Raw genomic sequence first — 14,563 nt, forward strand, 5'->3', positions numbered from 1 at the left:
CCCGGCGGGCATGACGCGGCGATTTCCGCGAGCGCGTTTTGCGATTTGACGGAATCCCCTCGAATCGCAAGGACGCGTCGAACCTAAGATTGAGAGCAAATAAGCGTTCACGCTTGAACGCGTTTTGCTCTAGCCCCCTCGATGTTCAGCACATATACGATCGAAGAGGCGCGCGAAATGCAATCGCTTTCGTGCGCCCCCCGGAGCCCCCACACAGTCCCCATGGTCTTTCAAGTTTCTGCCCCGATTCTCAGCCTTTCCGTTGCAACCCTGACGGCGTTGACGTTGCTGATCCGCCCCTTCAAGTGGCCAGAGGCGGTCTGGGCCGTCCTCGCCGCAGCCCTGCTGACGGGCGCAGGCGCCATCCCCCTGCTCGACGCGTGGGAAGGCATCGCCAAAGGCCTGGACGTCTATCTGTTCTTGATCGGCATGATGCTGATCGCCGAGTTGGCACGACAGGAAGGCCTGTTCGATTGGCTGGCCCTGATAGCCACCAACCATGCGAAAGGCTCCCCGTTCAAGCTGTTCACCCTGACCTATCTGGTCGGCGTTCTGGTGACGGTCTTCATGTCGAACGACGCAACCGCCGTCGTTCTGACCCCGGCCGTTTATGCCGCCTGCCGAGCGGCCAAGGTCAAGGATCCGCTCCCCTATCTCCTGATCTGCGCATTCACGGCAAACGCAGCCAGCTTTGTGCTGCCGATCTCCAATCCTGCCAATCTGGTGATATTCAGCGGAGGCCATATGCCCGCTCTCGCCGATTGGCTGTCGACCTTCGCACTTCCTTCGGCGCTTGCCATTGCAATCACCTTTGCCGCGCTTTTGTGGAACCAGCGCTCGGCTTTGACGGCCGAAACGCTGGCTGCTCGAGTGCCGGGCACAAGCCTTTCCCTCACCGGAAAGGTGGCGGGACTGGGGCTGACAGTGACGGCCATCGGCCTGATCACCGCCTCGGCGCTCCACCTCGATCTGGGTTGGCCCACCTTCGCCGGCGGGATTCTCACCCTGTCGATCGTATCGATCATCAAGCGCCAATTCCCCACGCAAGCGCTCGAAGACATTTCGTGGAGCGTCATTCCACTGGTGGCGGGCTTGTTCGTGGTGGTCGAAGCGCTCGGGACGAGCGGCCTCCTCGAAATGCTGGCCCACTCCGTCAGCCACCTGACGGGCATGTATCCTCAGCTCGGTGCACCTGCCGCCGGCGTCCTGACCGCCATCGTCGCCAACCTCGTCAACAACCTTCCAGCCGGCCTGGTTGCTGGAAACGTCGTTCAGTCGATCCACGCCTCGCCCGCTCTGTCAGGCTCGATCCTGATTGGAATTGACCTTGGCCCCAACCTGTCGATCACCGGATCGCTGGCCACGATCCTTTGGCTGAACGCTTTGCGGCGGGAGGGCATACATGTTGGTTTCTGGCAGTTCCTGAAGATCGGCACCGTCGTCACGTTCCCGGCGCTTTTGGCCGCAATCGGCATCCTGGCAATCCAGAGCTCTTGAGCCGGTCGGACGTCTCACCGCGCCAGATGATGCAGCACGATGCCGCTCGTCGTGGCGACATTGAGGGAATCGAAGCCGCCCCTCATGTCGATGCGGATGGTGCGCAGCCGCTTCAGGATGCGCTCGGGCAGGCCCGGTCCCTCGGCGCCGAACAGCACGGCCTGCCGGCCTGCCGGCTCGATCTCGGCAAGGCGCTCCCGCCCTGCGGGACTGGTGGCCAGCACCTCGAAACCGGCGGCGAGCAAGGCATCGCAGAGGTCGCCGATGTCGCCGCCCTGCGCGAAGGGCGTCACCAGGGCCGCGCCGGCGGAGACGCGGATCGCCTTGCGGTAGAGCGGATCGCAGGAGGCGCCGTCGATCAGCACGCCGTCGAGGTCGAAGGCAGCAGCGTTGCGGAAGATACCGCCCATATTGTCGTGGTTGGCGATGGCCGAAAGGCCGATGAACAGGGCGTTTTCCGGTGCGGCGGCGAGCAGCTCGCCGGGCGTGCTCGCCTCGCCCCGCACTCCCATGGCCAGGATGCCGCGATGCATGGGAAAGCCGGCAATGCCGTCGAGAACGCCGCGCGAGGCCCGGTAGACCGGTATTCCGGACGGTACCTTGGCGATGAGGTCGACGAGCGGCTCGATCCTGTTGTCGGCGATCAGAAGGGACTCGATGGCGAAGCGCCCGGATAGCAGCGCGGTGCGCAGCACCACCTCCCCTTCGATGACGAAACGCCCGCCCCGGCCCTTGAGGTCACGCTCGCGGATGTCGCGATACGGCTCGATACGCGGGTCGGAGGGATCGTCGATGGGCAGAAGCATGGAAATCTCAAATCGAGCCGAGGAAACATCGCGGCTGGGACCGCGGACGTCCCGTCCGCTCTTGGAACCATCACGCTCGCAGGAAAACCAGAGCGGACGGGACGTCCGCGGTCCCAGCCATGGCGTCATAGTCGGATAGGCGCATCCTGCTGATGAAAAGCAAGCCCGAATGTCCTACATAGCGGGCATGACCACGCCCTTCCTGTTCGATCCCCAAGCGCTCGCCCTGCATCGCCGGCGTGCCGCGGCCGCTCCCGCCGACTTCCTGCTGCGCCACGTCGCCGAGGACATGGCCGACCGTCTTGCCGTGATATTGCGTCCGTTCGAACGGGCGGCGGAGATCGGCCCGCTCTCGCCCGTGCTGGCGCAGGCGGTGCGCCCGCGCCTCGCCGCCGATTGGCAGGACGTCGCCATCGGCGACGAGGTGCTGCCTCTTCAGCCCGAAAGCATCGATCTTGCGCTGTCGGCGCTCGCCTTGCAGTTCGTCAACGACCTGCCGGGCATGCTGAGCCAGATCCGCCGCGCCCTCAGGCCGGACGGACTGCTGCTGGCCGCCCTGATCGGCGGCTCCACGCTCACGGAGTTGCGGGCTGCCTTTTCCGAGGCCGAACTGGAAACGGAAGGAGGCGTCTCGCCCCGCGTGGCCCCCTTCGCCGATGTGCGCGACATGGGGGGCCTCCTGCAGCGGGCCGGCTTCGCCCTGCCCGTCGCCGACAGCGACGTTCTCACCGTGCGCTATGACAACGCCTTCGCCCTGATGGCCGATCTGAGGGCGATGGGGGCCGCCAATATGCTGGTCCAGCGCCGCAAGGCCTTCACCCGCCGCGCCACCATGCTGCGCATGGCCGAGATTTATGGTAAGCGCTTCTCCGACCCGGACGGGCGCATCCGCGCCACCTTCGAGATCATCTGGATCTCCGGCTGGGCTCCTGCTGCCGGCCAGCAGAAGCCGCTGAAGCCGGGTTCGGCCAAGACCCGGCTGGCGGATGCCCTGGGCGTCAAGGAATATGGCGAGAAGGATGTCTGATCGTCCCGGCCGCGCGGGATCGACCTACCGCACCGGGATCATGTCGATCAGCATCGGGATCAGCGGTTCGTCGGCGGGCGGCATGGGATAGTCGCGCAGCTTCTTCGGCAGCACCCATTTCACCGCCTGGCCCTCGCGCCCGTGCGGCGTGCCTTTCCAGCGCCGGCAGATCCATAGCGGCATCAGCAGCGTGAAATCCTCATAGCCGTGGCTGGCGAAGGTGAGCGGCGCCAGGCACTCCTCCTTCACCTCGATGCCGAGTTCCTCGTGCAGTTCGCGGATGAGGGTCTCCTCGGGCCGTTCGCCGGGCTCGAGCTTGCCGCCCGGAAACTCCCAGAGCCCCGCCAGGGCCTTGCCTTCGGGGCGTTGCGAGATCAGCACGCGCCCGTCGGCATCGACGAGCGCGCAGGCGGCGACGAGAAGCAGGCGTTTGGTCACGAGCGGTAATCGCCGTTGATGGCGACATATTCCTTGGTGAGGTCGCAGGTATAGACCCGGTCGCTCGCATCGCCGAGCCCGATATCGACGGCGATGGTGATCGCCTGCCCCTTCATATAGGCAGAGACCGCGGCCTCGTCATAGGACGGGTCGCGCTCGCCGTCGACGGCCACGCGGATGTCGCCGAACCAGATGGCGAGCCGGTCGCGGTCGGCCTCCTCGCCGGCCTTGCCGACGGCCATCACCACGCGGCCCCAATTGGCATCCTCGCCGGCCACAGCCGTCTTGACCAGGGGCGAATTGGCGATCGACAGGCCGATGCGCCGGGCCGCCTTCTTGGAGGTGGCGCCGCGCACCTCGACGGTGACGAATTTGCGCGCGCCTTCGCCGTCCCGCGCCACCTGCTGGGCGAGATCAAGCAGCACGCCGTCGAGCGCCCTAGCGAAATCGGCCAAGCGCGGGTCGGCCGCGTCAGTCGCCGGCGCGCCGCCGGCCTTGCCGGTGGCGAACAGCAGGAGTGTGTCGGAGGTGGAGGTATCGGAGTCGACGGTGACCGCGTTGAAGCTGTCGACGACGCCCCTGGAAAGCAGGCCCTGCAATATGTTCCCGGCGATCGGCGCATCGGTGAAGACGAAGGAGAGCATGGTCGCCATGTCGGGTGCGATCATGCCGGCGCCCTTGGCGATGCCGTTGATCGTCACCGGCACGCCGCCGAAATCGACTGTGGCGGTCGCCCCCTTCGGGAAGGTATCGGTGGTCATGATGGCCCGGCCGGCATCCTCGAAGGCACCGGGCGAGACGCGGCCAGCGGTCTCGGCCAAGATGCCCCGGAACTTACCGGCGTCGAGCGGCTCGCCGATCACGCCGGTCGAGGCGAGATAGACTTCGCTGGGCCGGCAGCCGGCCGCCTCGGCGGCGAGTTCCGCCGTAAGGGCCACGGCCTCGGCGCCCTTCTTGCCGGTGAAGGCATTGGCATTGCCGGAATTGACCACCAGGGCCCGGGCGCTGCCATCCTTGAGTGCCGCGCGGCACCAGTCGACCGGCGCCGAGGGGCATTTGGAGCGGGTGAAAACGCCCGCCGCCTGCGTGCCCTCGTCCATCAGGACGAGCAGCACGTCGGTGCGGCCCTTGTAGCGGATACCGGCTTCGGCCGTCGCCATCCGGACACCCGCCACCGGCGGCAAGTCGGGAAAACGAGCGGGAGCGAGCGGGGACAGCGGCGCAGCCTTGGCCATGGGTTCCTCGATGGCGTGTGCCGATCTCCTCAGTTCCATCGATCCATCGATGGAATGGGATCGGCACAATCGGTGAAGTCAGTGCCGGTCTGGAGGCCGGCACACCGGATCTTACTGGGCGGGAGCCGCCGGGGCGGGCGTGGCCGGCGCGGGGCTGGTCTGCGCCGGATCATCCGTACCGGGAAGCTGCATGCCGCCATCCGCGGGATCGGCCGGCGCCGGAGGCGGCTGCACGATCTTGGCGGCGGCGCGCAGCTTGGCGAAGACTTCCTGCTGCGTCTTCTGGGTCAGGTAGTCCGAGATCTGCTGCTTGACGCGATCGAGGGCCGGCGGAGCCTGCGGGCGGCGCTCTTCGAGCTTGATGATGTGATAGCCGAACTGGCTCTTCACCGGCTGGGAGACCTCGCCGGGCTTCATGCCGAAGGCGGCCTCGGCGAATTCCTTGACCATGCGGTCCTTGGTGAACCAGCCCAGATCCCCGCCCTGCTCGGCCGAGCCGGGATCCTTGGAGACTTCCTTGGCGACCTTGGCGAAATCCTCGCCCGCCTTCAGCCGGGCTTCGACCTTCTTGGCGTCGTCCTCGCTCGCCACCAGGATGTGGCGAGCATGCACTTCGTCCTGGGCCGGGATCAGCTTGACCTGCTCGTCATAGGCCTTCTTGATCGCGTCCTCGGTCACGGCCTCCTTGACGGCCTTGGCGACGAGAGCGTCGATCAGGATGCGCTGGCGGTAGAAGGCGAGCTTCTTCTGCACCTCGGCTTCATCAAGCACCTTCTGCTGCTCGGCCGCATTGGCGGCCACGCGCAGATTGATGGCGGCGTTGATGATGATGTCCTGCCGTTTGGCCGGCGAGAGCTGCGGCGACAGGCTCGGCCCGATCTCCTGCTCCACGGCGTTGAGATCGTCCTGGGTGATGGGCTGTCCGTCCACGCTGATGGTCGGGGTCGCCTGCGCCGCGGGCGTAGCAGGTGCCGGCTGGGCTGCCGGAGCCGGAGTGGCGGCGGGCTTCGCCGCGTCTTCAGCGTTGGAAGGCGCGGCAGCGAAGGCCAGGAAGGCAACGCTGGCGAGCAGGGTCGCGGCTGGACGCGCGCGGCGAAGTGACATCATGGGCAGGTTCCTCGAGAGCGGGGGCGGACCCGGAAGCGGTCAGGCTCCGGACGGACGCTGTTTCGGCAACAGGCCCGCATTGCTCCTGATCCCGGGACGAACGCCTTCGCAGCGCTGATAGGACAGGAGAAAAGCAAGGTCAATGTCGCCGAATAGCCAGCGCCTGGCCCGCCTTTTAGGAAGGCCTGTCGTCAAAACTGTGACGAGACCGGCGCGTCGGGGCGAATGACCGGGCTACCGCCGCGTGACGGCAAAAAATTACGGATTTTTCAGCCAAATGCACCGGTCAACCGGTATGGTAGACCCTAAGGTCGATTGACACCCCAAACCCCAATACTTAAGTGAGTCCGGCCGGCAAACCCTTCGAACCGGGGTGCCGGCGTTACAGCCGTCGGTTCACACAATTTCATAAGGCAGCCTGATTCCCGCTGCATCGGACTGCCCCCACCTTGCCGTATCGGGAGCATGCCGCCATGCTGGTGCCATAGCGCACGGCGATTGGAAGCGGGTTGCCTCACATCGGACGTCGCCCGGCGATGTCCGGTTTCCGTTCCCCGGCTTTCGCGGCCGGGGTTGACACGATGGCCGGAGCCCCTCTCCGGTCAGGTATCACGCCGCCGCGAGGCGCGAAGATTTGAAGGCCTTCTATGTTCGGCTCGCTCGCCAAGAAACTGTTCGGCTCCTCCAATGATCGCCGGCTGAAAGCCTACAAACCCAAAATCGCCGCCATCGCGGCGCTCGAGCCGGAAGTGGCAGCGCTCTCCGACGAGGCCCTGCGGGCCCGCACCGACGAGTTCAAGGCCCAGCTCGCCGCAGGCAAGAGCCTCGACGACATCCTGGTGCCGGCGTTCGCCACCGTGCGCGAAGCGGCCAAGCGCGTACTCGGCCAGCGCCATTTCGACACCCAGCTCATCGGCGGCATGGTGCTGCATGAGGGCGCCATCGCCGAGATGAAGACGGGCGAAGGCAAGACCCTGGTGGCAACGGCCCCGGTCTATCTCAACGCCCTCGCCGGCAAGGGCGTGCATGTCGTCACCGTCAACGACTATCTCGCCAGCCGCGACTCCGAATGGATGGGCCGCATCTATACCTTCCTCGGCCTCACCACCGGCGTGATCGTGCACGGCCTCACCGACGAGGAACGCCACGCCGCCTATGCCTGCGACATCACCTACGGCACCAACAACGAGTTCGGCTTCGACTATCTGCGCGACAACATGAAATACGACATGGCGCAGATGGTGCAGCGCGGCCACGCCTTCGCCATTGTCGACGAGGTCGACTCCATCCTGGTGGACGAGGCGCGCACGCCGCTGATCATCTCCGGCCCGCTGGAGGACCGTCCCGAGCTCTACCAGACCATCGACGCACTGATGCCCCAGCTCGACAAGGACGATTACGAGCTCGACGAGAAGCAGCGCACGGTAAGCCTCACCGAGAAGGGCAACGAGCGCGTCGAGCAGATGCTGGCGGGCTCGGGCATGCTGCGCGACGGCTCGATGTATGACGCGGCCAACGTCACCATCGTCCACCACGTCAACCAGGCCCTGCGCGCCCACAAGCTGTTCACCCGCGACAAGGACTATATCGTCCGCAACAACGAAGTGGTGATCATCGACGAGTTCACCGGCCGCATGATGCCGGGCCGGCGCTATTCGGAAGGCCTGCACCAGGCGCTCGAAGCCAAGGAGCGGGTGCAGATCCAGCCCGAGAACCAGACCCTGGCCTCGATCACCTTCCAGAACTATTTCCGCCTCTACACCAAGCTCGCCGGCATGACCGGCACGGCCGCCACCGAGGCGGACGAGTTCATGGACATCTACAATCTCGAAGTGATCGAGATCCCGACCAACCGGCCGGTGCAGCGCATCGACGACGACGACGAGGTGTACCGGACGGTCGACGAGAAATACAAGGCGATCGTGCGCCTGATCGAGGAATGCCGCCAGCGCGGCCAGCCGCTCCTGGTCGGCACCACCTCGATCGAAAAGTCTGAGACGCTGGCCGCCTATCTCGTCGGCCAGGGCTACAAGCAGCGCGACTTCTCCGACCCGAACGCCTTTGCCTCGCTCTACGACGGCGACCAGGGCACGGCCGAGGAGAAGGTCTTCGCCGTGCTGAATGCCCGCTACCACGAGCAGGAAGCCTTCATCGTCAGCCAGGCCGGCGTGCCCGGCGCCATCACCATCGCCACCAACATGGCCGGCCGCGGCACGGACATCCAGCTCGGCGGCAATGCCGACATGCGCATCAAGGTCGAGCTCGCCGATCTGCCCGAAGGGGCCGAGCGCGAAGCGGCGGAAGCCCGGATCAAGGACCAGGTCGCCAGGCTGAAGGAGAAGGCGCTCGCCGCTGGTGGCCTCTACATCATCGGCACGGAGCGCCATGAAAGCCGGCGCATCGACAACCAGCTGCGCGGCCGTTCCGGCCGCCAGGGCGATCCCGGCCATTCGCGCTTCTTCCTGTCGCTGCAGGACGACCTGATGCGCATCTTCGGGTCGGAGCGCATGGACGGCATGCTGCAGAAGCTCGGCCTCAAGGAGGACGAGGCGATCGTGCATCCCTGGATCAACCGCGCGCTCGAAAAGGCGCAGCAGAAGGTCGAGGCGCGCAATTTCGACATCCGCAAGAACATCCTGAAATACGACAATGTGCTCAACGATCAGCGCAAGGAGATCTTCGAGCACCGTCGCGAACTGATGGCGCAGGATTCGGTCGGCGAGACCATCGCCGATTTCCGCCATCTCGTCATCGACGAGCTGGTGCGCGCCCATGTGCCCGAGAATGCCTATCCCGAGCAGTGGGACACCGAAGGCCTGCACAAATCGGTGAACGACGTGCTCAATCTCGATCTGCCGATCACCGACTGGGCCAAGGAAGAAGGCATCGCCGACGAGGAGCTGACCCACCGCATCACCGAGGCGGCGGACAAGCACGCCGCCGAGCGGGCCGCCGGCTTCGGCGAGGAGGTGACGCGCCAGGTCGAGAAGGCCGTCCTGCTGCAGACGCTCGACAATCTGTGGCGCGACCACATCGTCACGCTCGACCATCTGCGCCAGGTCATCGGCTTCCGCGCCATGGCCCAGCGCGACCCGCTGATCGAGTACAAGTCGGAAGGCTACCAGCTCTTCTCCGACCTGATGAACCGCTGGCGCGAGGAAGTTACCCGCACCATGTTCCGCCTGCAGGTGATGCAGCAGCCGGAAGAGCCCGCGCTGCCGCAGATGTTCGGCCAGCATATCGACCCGCTCACCGGCGAGGACGAGTTCGCCCAGATGGGCTCGGGCCTGGCCGGCTCCGGCTTCCCGCCAGCCCAGCTGAGCTCGCCCTTCCCCGCGGCCGACAATCCGGCCCAGCGCATCGTGGCGCCGGAAGACCGCAACCCCGACGATCCTTCAACCTGGGGCCGCGTCGGCCGTAACGAAGCCTGCCCCTGCGGCTCGGGCAAGAAGTACAAGCACTGCCACGGGCAGCTGGCATAGGGGTTTTGTCCTCATCCGGCCGCCACCCAGGGCACTTCCATAGGACGTGTCAGCTCTCCCAAGAGGAGAAGGCCGATCAAGCACCGTCATTGCGAGCGTAGCGAAGCAATCCAGAGTTGGAAAACGCGGCCGCGGCAGCACCTGGATTGCTCCGCTACGCTCGCAATGACGCGTGAGTCAAACATCTCGACCGCTGCTCTCAAGCTTCGTTCGCCTCCGCCTCCAGCCTCTCCTCCACCCGCTGGCGCAGCACGGCGAAGAAGCCCGATTGCGACAGGGTGAAATTCGGCTTGGCGAACGGCTTGCCCGCATCGGCCCGCATGCGGGCGAGCAAGGCCAGGGCATCGGCCTGTTTCTGGCTGACGGCGTGGCGCTCCAGTACCGCCTCGATCGCGTCGGCACCGGCGAGCCCCGACAGGGCCACGACATCCGGCCAGGTGCGCTCCTTGAAATGGATGCGCCGCGCCGCGGCCAGCAGGGCCTCGCAGCTCGCAGCCGGCAGCGCTCCGGCCCCCGCGATGGCCTCCAGCGTCGCCTCGACATCGACCAGGGCCAGGCTGAGCGGCGCATAGCCGAACTCGGCCGGCGCATGCGCCACGCCGACATCGGCATCCGCCACCCGGCGCCCGCTGGCATAGTCTTCGAAGATGCGGCCGATGCCGATCATGCCGAAGGCGGCGCATTCGGCCCCGCGCAGCGCGCCCATCGAGGCGGCGCCATAGACGGGGATGCCCTCGCTGAGGGCGTAGAGGATTTCCTTGTGCCAGACCGAGGGCGCGTGATCAAACACGCCGTCGATGAGGCCGATCGCCACCGCCCCCGTCATCGCCGCCGCCAGTACATCACCGCACCCCGCCGGCGGACGCACCGTGAAGCCCTCGAGCAGAGCAGGATCGACGCCGTGAAGGCTGGGGCCGGTGAAGAGGATGGTGGTCATGATGGTTTCACTCGATCAAAAGATACCGAGATCGCTGAGCTTGCATTTGATGATGCCGCCTCGGGCGGCTGTCTTCATCTCCGGGACGATCGCCCGCACGACATGGACGCCGCTCATATTCGTAGGAAGGTCGAACAGATAGATTTCCGGATATCCGGCATCGGCCAATTTTCCGACTACGGCGTCAAGGCACTCCCGAGCCGTGCGAAAAGCCCCCCTGTGGTCTTCACGCGAGAGATCTGACAGAGCAACGGCCTCCTTCGAAAGCGCCGGAAGCCGACTTCCAACCGATCTATACTGGCCTGCATCCATGTCGTCGCGGGAGCCCGCGATATTCGTCAGGCGAGATTGAATAGCTTCCAACAGTGCAGCCAGAGCCGCCTCTGCCACGCTCATCCGGCACGCATCCCCTCCGGAGAGCCGTACGCCGGTTCCTGTTTCATCGAGAACGGGGCGGGTGATCGTCGCTGTGACGACTGGCAGGCCCACCTTGCTTACGACCTTGTAGAGGCGAGCATCCAAATTGGCCGCGTGGAGCCGATCCATCACGACATCAAGGCTCTGATTTATGTTTCTCTGCCATTGAATTGGCTGAGCGAATACCTTCCTAATACCAAAAAGTTCATTGAGCGCCGTTGCATCGCGTTCAATGATTTCCAGCAGCGCCGATAATGCCGCGAACTCGAAGGAGGGTCCCGCTGCCAATCCGGTCGAGCTCATGTGAAAGCTCACATGATCCCAAGGAAATGTCGTCCTCAAGTCCAGGCCAATGAGTTCATAAGGGGCATGGGTTGGTCGCGAGGTGAGATACTCGATACCTAGGACCCACGCGCGTTGAACATTTAGCGAAAACGCATTGCCCCGGCAGCGATCGATACGCTCCAAAGGGACCAAGAAGAAACCGCGCTCACGCATTTCTGCGATACTGCCGAATGCCGAGATCAATTCACGGGTCTGCTCAGCGACCGAACTCTCGACCGATTCCATGATCGCAGAGATGCGCGCCTGTTCGTGGCTCAATCCTTTGCCTTGGCTAACGGCAAGGGTACGCGAATTTGGCCGCACCGCGAACCAGACCGGCACGCCGATGACGTCGAGCTCCGTCAGATCGCCGATACGGCTAATGCCGAAAGCTTTCAGCAACGCAGGAATAGGCAGTTGTGGTGGATCGGCGGCTCCCTCCTTGAGCACCGTCGATTCCGCTTGTTGAGGAGAGTCCAATTCCCAATCGAGTTTCAACATCACTTATTGGGTTCGTCCGACAGCACTGCTCTTTTCAGGTCAGTTCCGGCATCGCCGAACAATTCTTTAAGTGCGTTCTGAAGCGGGGGATAGACCCCCTGATGGCCCTGTTGCCCCTGATGAGCATTCAGGGCTTGGGGTGCATCATGGCCCTGCTGAGCTTGCTGCGACTCTGGTACGGCAAGGCCTTGCTGAGCTTCCGGAGCGTCCTGTCCCTGATGAGCCTGCTGCGATTCCGGCATCGCAAGCCCCTGCTGGGCTTGTTGAGACTCCGGTACTGCCACCCCCTGCTGGGCCTGCTGAGATTGTGGAGAGCCTTGTCCCTGCTCTGTCCTTGCACCCTGCGGAATGGCCTGCCGCCGGGTTGCGGCAACACCGGCCCTGGCAGCAAACACGAAATCGACGTCGGTAAGCTGTATGCCGGACTCAACGAGCGACTGCACACCAATAGCTCTCGTAGCGTCGACGCCCCCTCCGGACTCCTGTCCACTCTTAATGTCGGAAACCAGGCGCCAGAGAGAAGCAGCTACTTTCGCATAGCCATCCTCACCGATCGCCTTGCTATATCTGGTGATCTCATCATCACTTACCTCGACGACCCGTAGCGGGTTGGTTTTCAGGAGAATAACCCCCGCGCCTCTATCCCCGATTATGTATAGTTTCTCTCCCGACATTCCATTTCCTCCACTTGGGACAATCGAAACAGCAGCAAACACAAACGCGAAAATAAGGATTACAGTCAGCTGAGGCCTGCTGTTCTTAGTCCTCTTTCCATCATGGCGACATCCTCCTGCCGCTTGTCAGGCGCCAATCTCGCCATATCCAACGCTGTCATGCCGGGATACATTTCCGCCAAGCGCCTGCCATACTGTTTGGCGGTTGCAACATTGCCCAACAAGCCATGGCAGCTTGCTAAAATCCTTAATACGGATTCGTCACTGCTCATATTCTTGCAAAGGTCGATTGCAGTCGTGAAATTCTGTTGCCGGCAAGCAATCGTAGCCCCACACCACCAATAAAAGTCGGGCGGAAATGGATTGAGTGCCAGCGAAAGCTGAAAACGCTCCCATCCTGCATCCGCCTCCCCCATATGCGACAAAGCATCTCCGTAAAGGACCAGCATGTCGGCGGAATGAGGATTTAGCGCTTCGGCTTCTCGGAACCTCTCCATGGAATGGTCGAAATCGCGTTGATGAAGGGCAACGACGGCATCCACCCAGTGCCCCATGCCTCCACCCGAATCGATGGATATTGCAGAATTCGCCTCGGCTTTGGCCTGATTAAGGATGTATGGATCCGTTCCCCCTAGCATGAGCCATTCATTGTACAGCGTTTGTGCAATCCTCGCATGTGCCGGAGCGAAGCTCTTATCGATCTGGAGTGCCTGTTTGAAGTCAGACCTTGCCTTCCGAAGTCTCGCGAGATCGAAGTTTTGTAGTTTGATCTGCCCTTCCAAGTAGTGCCGATAGGCCATTGGTTTCGGATCGGCTCTTACACGATCCAATTGATCGCGTTCGATCTCTTGAGCAAGAGTCGAGGCGATTTGCCGTGAAACCAAGCGGAAAGTCACAGGCATACGCTGGACTGATACGTCATATTCAGCCGCCCAAATGATCTCTGCTCCCGGATGGCGTGTAAGCCGGAGCGCGAGCTGATCAACACCGGGAAGAATATATCCCGATATCGCATATTGGACCTTCAGCCTTGTTGCACGCTCTTCTTCAGTCGCGTCAGCAACTTCAAAACTCGAGTAAGGTGCAATGACGGCAAAGGTACGGTGTCTTGATAGATTATTCGCTACGTCTTCAATCAAGGCCCTATGGAGTACGTGCAGTTGGTTCCCCAACACCGTCATAGGAGGGAACAATGCTACGCGCGGCAACCCAGCGAGGCTGCGAACCGCTGATACTTCAGACGCCGGCTGCCCTTGTAGGCTGTCCTGATCGCTGAATATCAATTCCGGTCTCGGCCGGGGAATGCTTGCTGCAATACGTCGAATTATTGCCAAAGTCTCCGGGCGTGGGTCGCTACCGAATTCTCGGCGCAACATATTCGTGAGTGCATCAAAGGTGCGGTTGACCGCATCGATATTGCCATTGCGTCCATAGGCCTCGATCAGCGCCCGGAAGCTTTCCTCGCGCTCCGGCTCCAGCGCCAGCATGCGTTCGCCGATGATATCGATCTCACGCTCGGGCGCGCGTCCGAAGCGGGTCATCTCCAGGAGAACGTCGGCTCCCAATGTCAGCACGAGGCGACGGAAGCGCTCCCGCTCGCCGCGGAACCACTGCGCCAGTTCGCCGCCGCCGGTATCGATGGTGTCGAGCAGATCGCCTTTGGCCAGCAGGACCGCCTGGACCCGTTCGGCGAGCACGGCCGATTTCTGCAGGGCCAGAATGGTCGCCAGATCCGAGCGACGCGCACTGGGCCCGGCCACCAGATGGGAACCGCTGGTTTCGACAAGGGGCTCCTCATAGGGCCAGCACCTGTGAATGCGCACCAGCAATTGACGCAGATTGGTCAGCGCCTTCTCCTCGGGCGCATCATCCCAAAGCAGGGCCGCCACCGCCTGCCGGCTCATGCGGCCGCTGCCGGCGAGCAGCAGCATGGCGATGAGAATATAGCCCTTGGCCGGAAATACCCCTTCGGTCGGCTTGGCCATGTGAGGCACGCCGACCAGATGAACGATCATGTCCCGCTCAGCATCCATTCGTCGATCCCAGCTCCCTTTGCATGGTTGACGGACGAGAACTGCGCCCGCTCCCCAATAAGGCCTGGCACTATCGATCCGAACA

At 63.5% G+C, this 14,563-nt stretch carries 11 protein-coding genes; 3 read left to right on the forward strand and 8 right to left on the reverse strand.

All coding sequences use genetic code 11. The annotated features are described in order from the left end of the window. Positions 1-222 precede the first annotated feature (222 nt). Complete coding sequence (locus J8I29_RS24265; protein ID WP_209433664.1) at positions 223-1,497, forward strand: arsenic transporter; 1,275 nt, start codon at positions 223-225, stop codon at positions 1,495-1,497. 14 nt (positions 1,498-1,511) lie between these two features. On the opposite strand, the gene J8I29_RS24270 is transcribed toward J8I29_RS24265, so the two are convergent. Next, positions 1,512-2,303 carry an RNA methyltransferase gene (locus J8I29_RS24270; protein WP_209433610.1) on the reverse strand — a complete coding sequence of 264 codons (792 nt, stop codon included), beginning with the start codon at positions 2,301-2,303 and terminating at the stop codon, positions 1,512-1,514. A gap of 169 nt (positions 2,304-2,472) precedes the next feature. Between J8I29_RS24270 and J8I29_RS24275 the strand changes: the two genes are divergently transcribed. After that, positions 2,473-3,330, forward strand: coding sequence for a methyltransferase domain-containing protein (locus J8I29_RS24275; protein WP_209433611.1), 858 nt, complete (start codon positions 2,473-2,475; stop codon positions 3,328-3,330). A 24-nt stretch (positions 3,331-3,354) separates the two neighbouring features. Here J8I29_RS24275 and mutT read toward each other — a convergent pair whose 3' ends face one another. From mutT to J8I29_RS24290, 3 genes are all read right to left on the reverse strand, one after another. Further along, positions 3,355-3,768 (reverse strand): 8-oxo-dGTP diphosphatase MutT, encoded by a 414-nt coding sequence (gene mutT / locus J8I29_RS24280; protein WP_209433612.1) that lies wholly within the window; start codon positions 3,766-3,768, stop codon positions 3,355-3,357. Beyond that, the gene (gene argJ, locus J8I29_RS24285) at positions 3,765-5,003 is read right to left on the reverse strand and encodes a bifunctional glutamate N-acetyltransferase/amino-acid acetyltransferase ArgJ (RefSeq protein ID WP_209433665.1); all 1,239 of its coding nucleotides are present in this window, start codon (positions 5,001-5,003) and stop codon (positions 3,765-3,767) included. The genes mutT and argJ overlap by 4 nt, the downstream gene beginning before the upstream one ends. A 111-nt stretch (positions 5,004-5,114) precedes the next feature. Beyond that, a complete protein-coding gene (locus tag J8I29_RS24290; protein ID WP_105861276.1) occupies positions 5,115-6,110 on the reverse strand; it encodes a peptidylprolyl isomerase in 996 nt (331 codons plus the stop codon). 647 nt (positions 6,111-6,757) lie between these two features. Between J8I29_RS24290 and secA the strand changes: the two genes are divergently transcribed. Continuing rightward, positions 6,758-9,592, forward strand: coding sequence for a preprotein translocase subunit SecA (gene secA, locus J8I29_RS24295; RefSeq protein ID WP_209433613.1), 2,835 nt, complete (start codon positions 6,758-6,760; stop codon positions 9,590-9,592). A 199-nt stretch (positions 9,593-9,791) separates the two neighbouring features. Here the strand turns inward: secA and J8I29_RS24300 are convergent, their stop codons facing one another. The 4 genes from J8I29_RS24300 to J8I29_RS24315 form a co-directional block, all read right to left on the reverse strand. Next, positions 9,792-10,529, reverse strand: a complete 738-nt coding sequence (locus J8I29_RS24300; RefSeq protein ID WP_209433614.1) for a TfuA-like protein — start codon at positions 10,527-10,529, stop codon at positions 9,792-9,794. Between the two features lie 15 nt (positions 10,530-10,544). Then, entirely contained in the window at positions 10,545-11,771 is a 1,227-nt protein-coding gene (locus J8I29_RS24305) for a YcaO-like family protein (protein ID WP_209433615.1), read from the reverse strand. Further along, positions 11,771-12,445, reverse strand: a complete 675-nt coding sequence (locus tag J8I29_RS24310; RefSeq protein ID WP_209433616.1) for a hypothetical protein — start codon at positions 12,443-12,445, stop codon at positions 11,771-11,773. The genes J8I29_RS24305 and J8I29_RS24310 overlap by 1 nt, the downstream gene beginning before the upstream one ends. Before the next feature lie 65 nt (positions 12,446-12,510). Next, complete coding sequence (locus tag J8I29_RS24315) at positions 12,511-14,460, reverse strand: BTAD domain-containing putative transcriptional regulator (RefSeq protein WP_209433617.1); 1,950 nt, start codon at positions 14,458-14,460, stop codon at positions 12,511-12,513. Positions 14,461-14,563: the final 103 nt, after the last annotated feature.

Origin of the sequence: Labrys sp. LIt4 (assembly GCF_017813775.1) — a bacterium.
In the GTDB taxonomy this organism is placed as follows: Bacteria; Pseudomonadota; Alphaproteobacteria; order Rhizobiales; family Labraceae; genus Labrys; species Labrys okinawensis_A.

What these genes read in the sequence shown, in the direction of transcription:
- J8I29_RS24315 (WP_209433617.1), bottom strand. Translation starts at nt 14,460, where the DNA reads ATGATCGTTCATCTGGTCGGCGTGCCTCACATGGCCAAGCCGACCGAA.
- J8I29_RS24275 (WP_209433611.1), top strand. Translation starts at nt 2,473, where the DNA reads ATGTCCTACATAGCGGGCATGACCACGCCCTTCCTGTTCGATCCCCAA.
- J8I29_RS24310 (WP_209433616.1), bottom strand. Translation starts at nt 12,445, where the DNA reads ATGTCGGGAGAGAAACTATACATAATCGGGGATAGAGGCGCGGGGGTT.
- J8I29_RS24290 (WP_105861276.1), bottom strand. Translation starts at nt 6,110, where the DNA reads ATGATGTCACTTCGCCGCGCGCGTCCAGCCGCGACCCTGCTCGCCAGC.
- argJ (WP_209433665.1), bottom strand. Translation starts at nt 5,003, where the DNA reads ATGGCCAAGGCTGCGCCGCTGTCCCCGCTCGCTCCCGCTCGTTTTCCC.
- J8I29_RS24300 (WP_209433614.1), bottom strand. Translation starts at nt 10,529, where the DNA reads ATGACCACCATCCTCTTCACCGGCCCCAGCCTTCACGGCGTCGATCCT.
- J8I29_RS24305 (WP_209433615.1), bottom strand. Translation starts at nt 11,771, where the DNA reads ATGTTGAAACTCGATTGGGAATTGGACTCTCCTCAACAAGCGGAATCG.
- J8I29_RS24270 (WP_209433610.1), bottom strand. Translation starts at nt 2,303, where the DNA reads ATGCTTCTGCCCATCGACGATCCCTCCGACCCGCGTATCGAGCCGTAT.
- secA (WP_209433613.1), top strand. Translation starts at nt 6,758, where the DNA reads ATGTTCGGCTCGCTCGCCAAGAAACTGTTCGGCTCCTCCAATGATCGC.
- J8I29_RS24265 (WP_209433664.1), top strand. Translation starts at nt 223, where the DNA reads ATGGTCTTTCAAGTTTCTGCCCCGATTCTCAGCCTTTCCGTTGCAACC.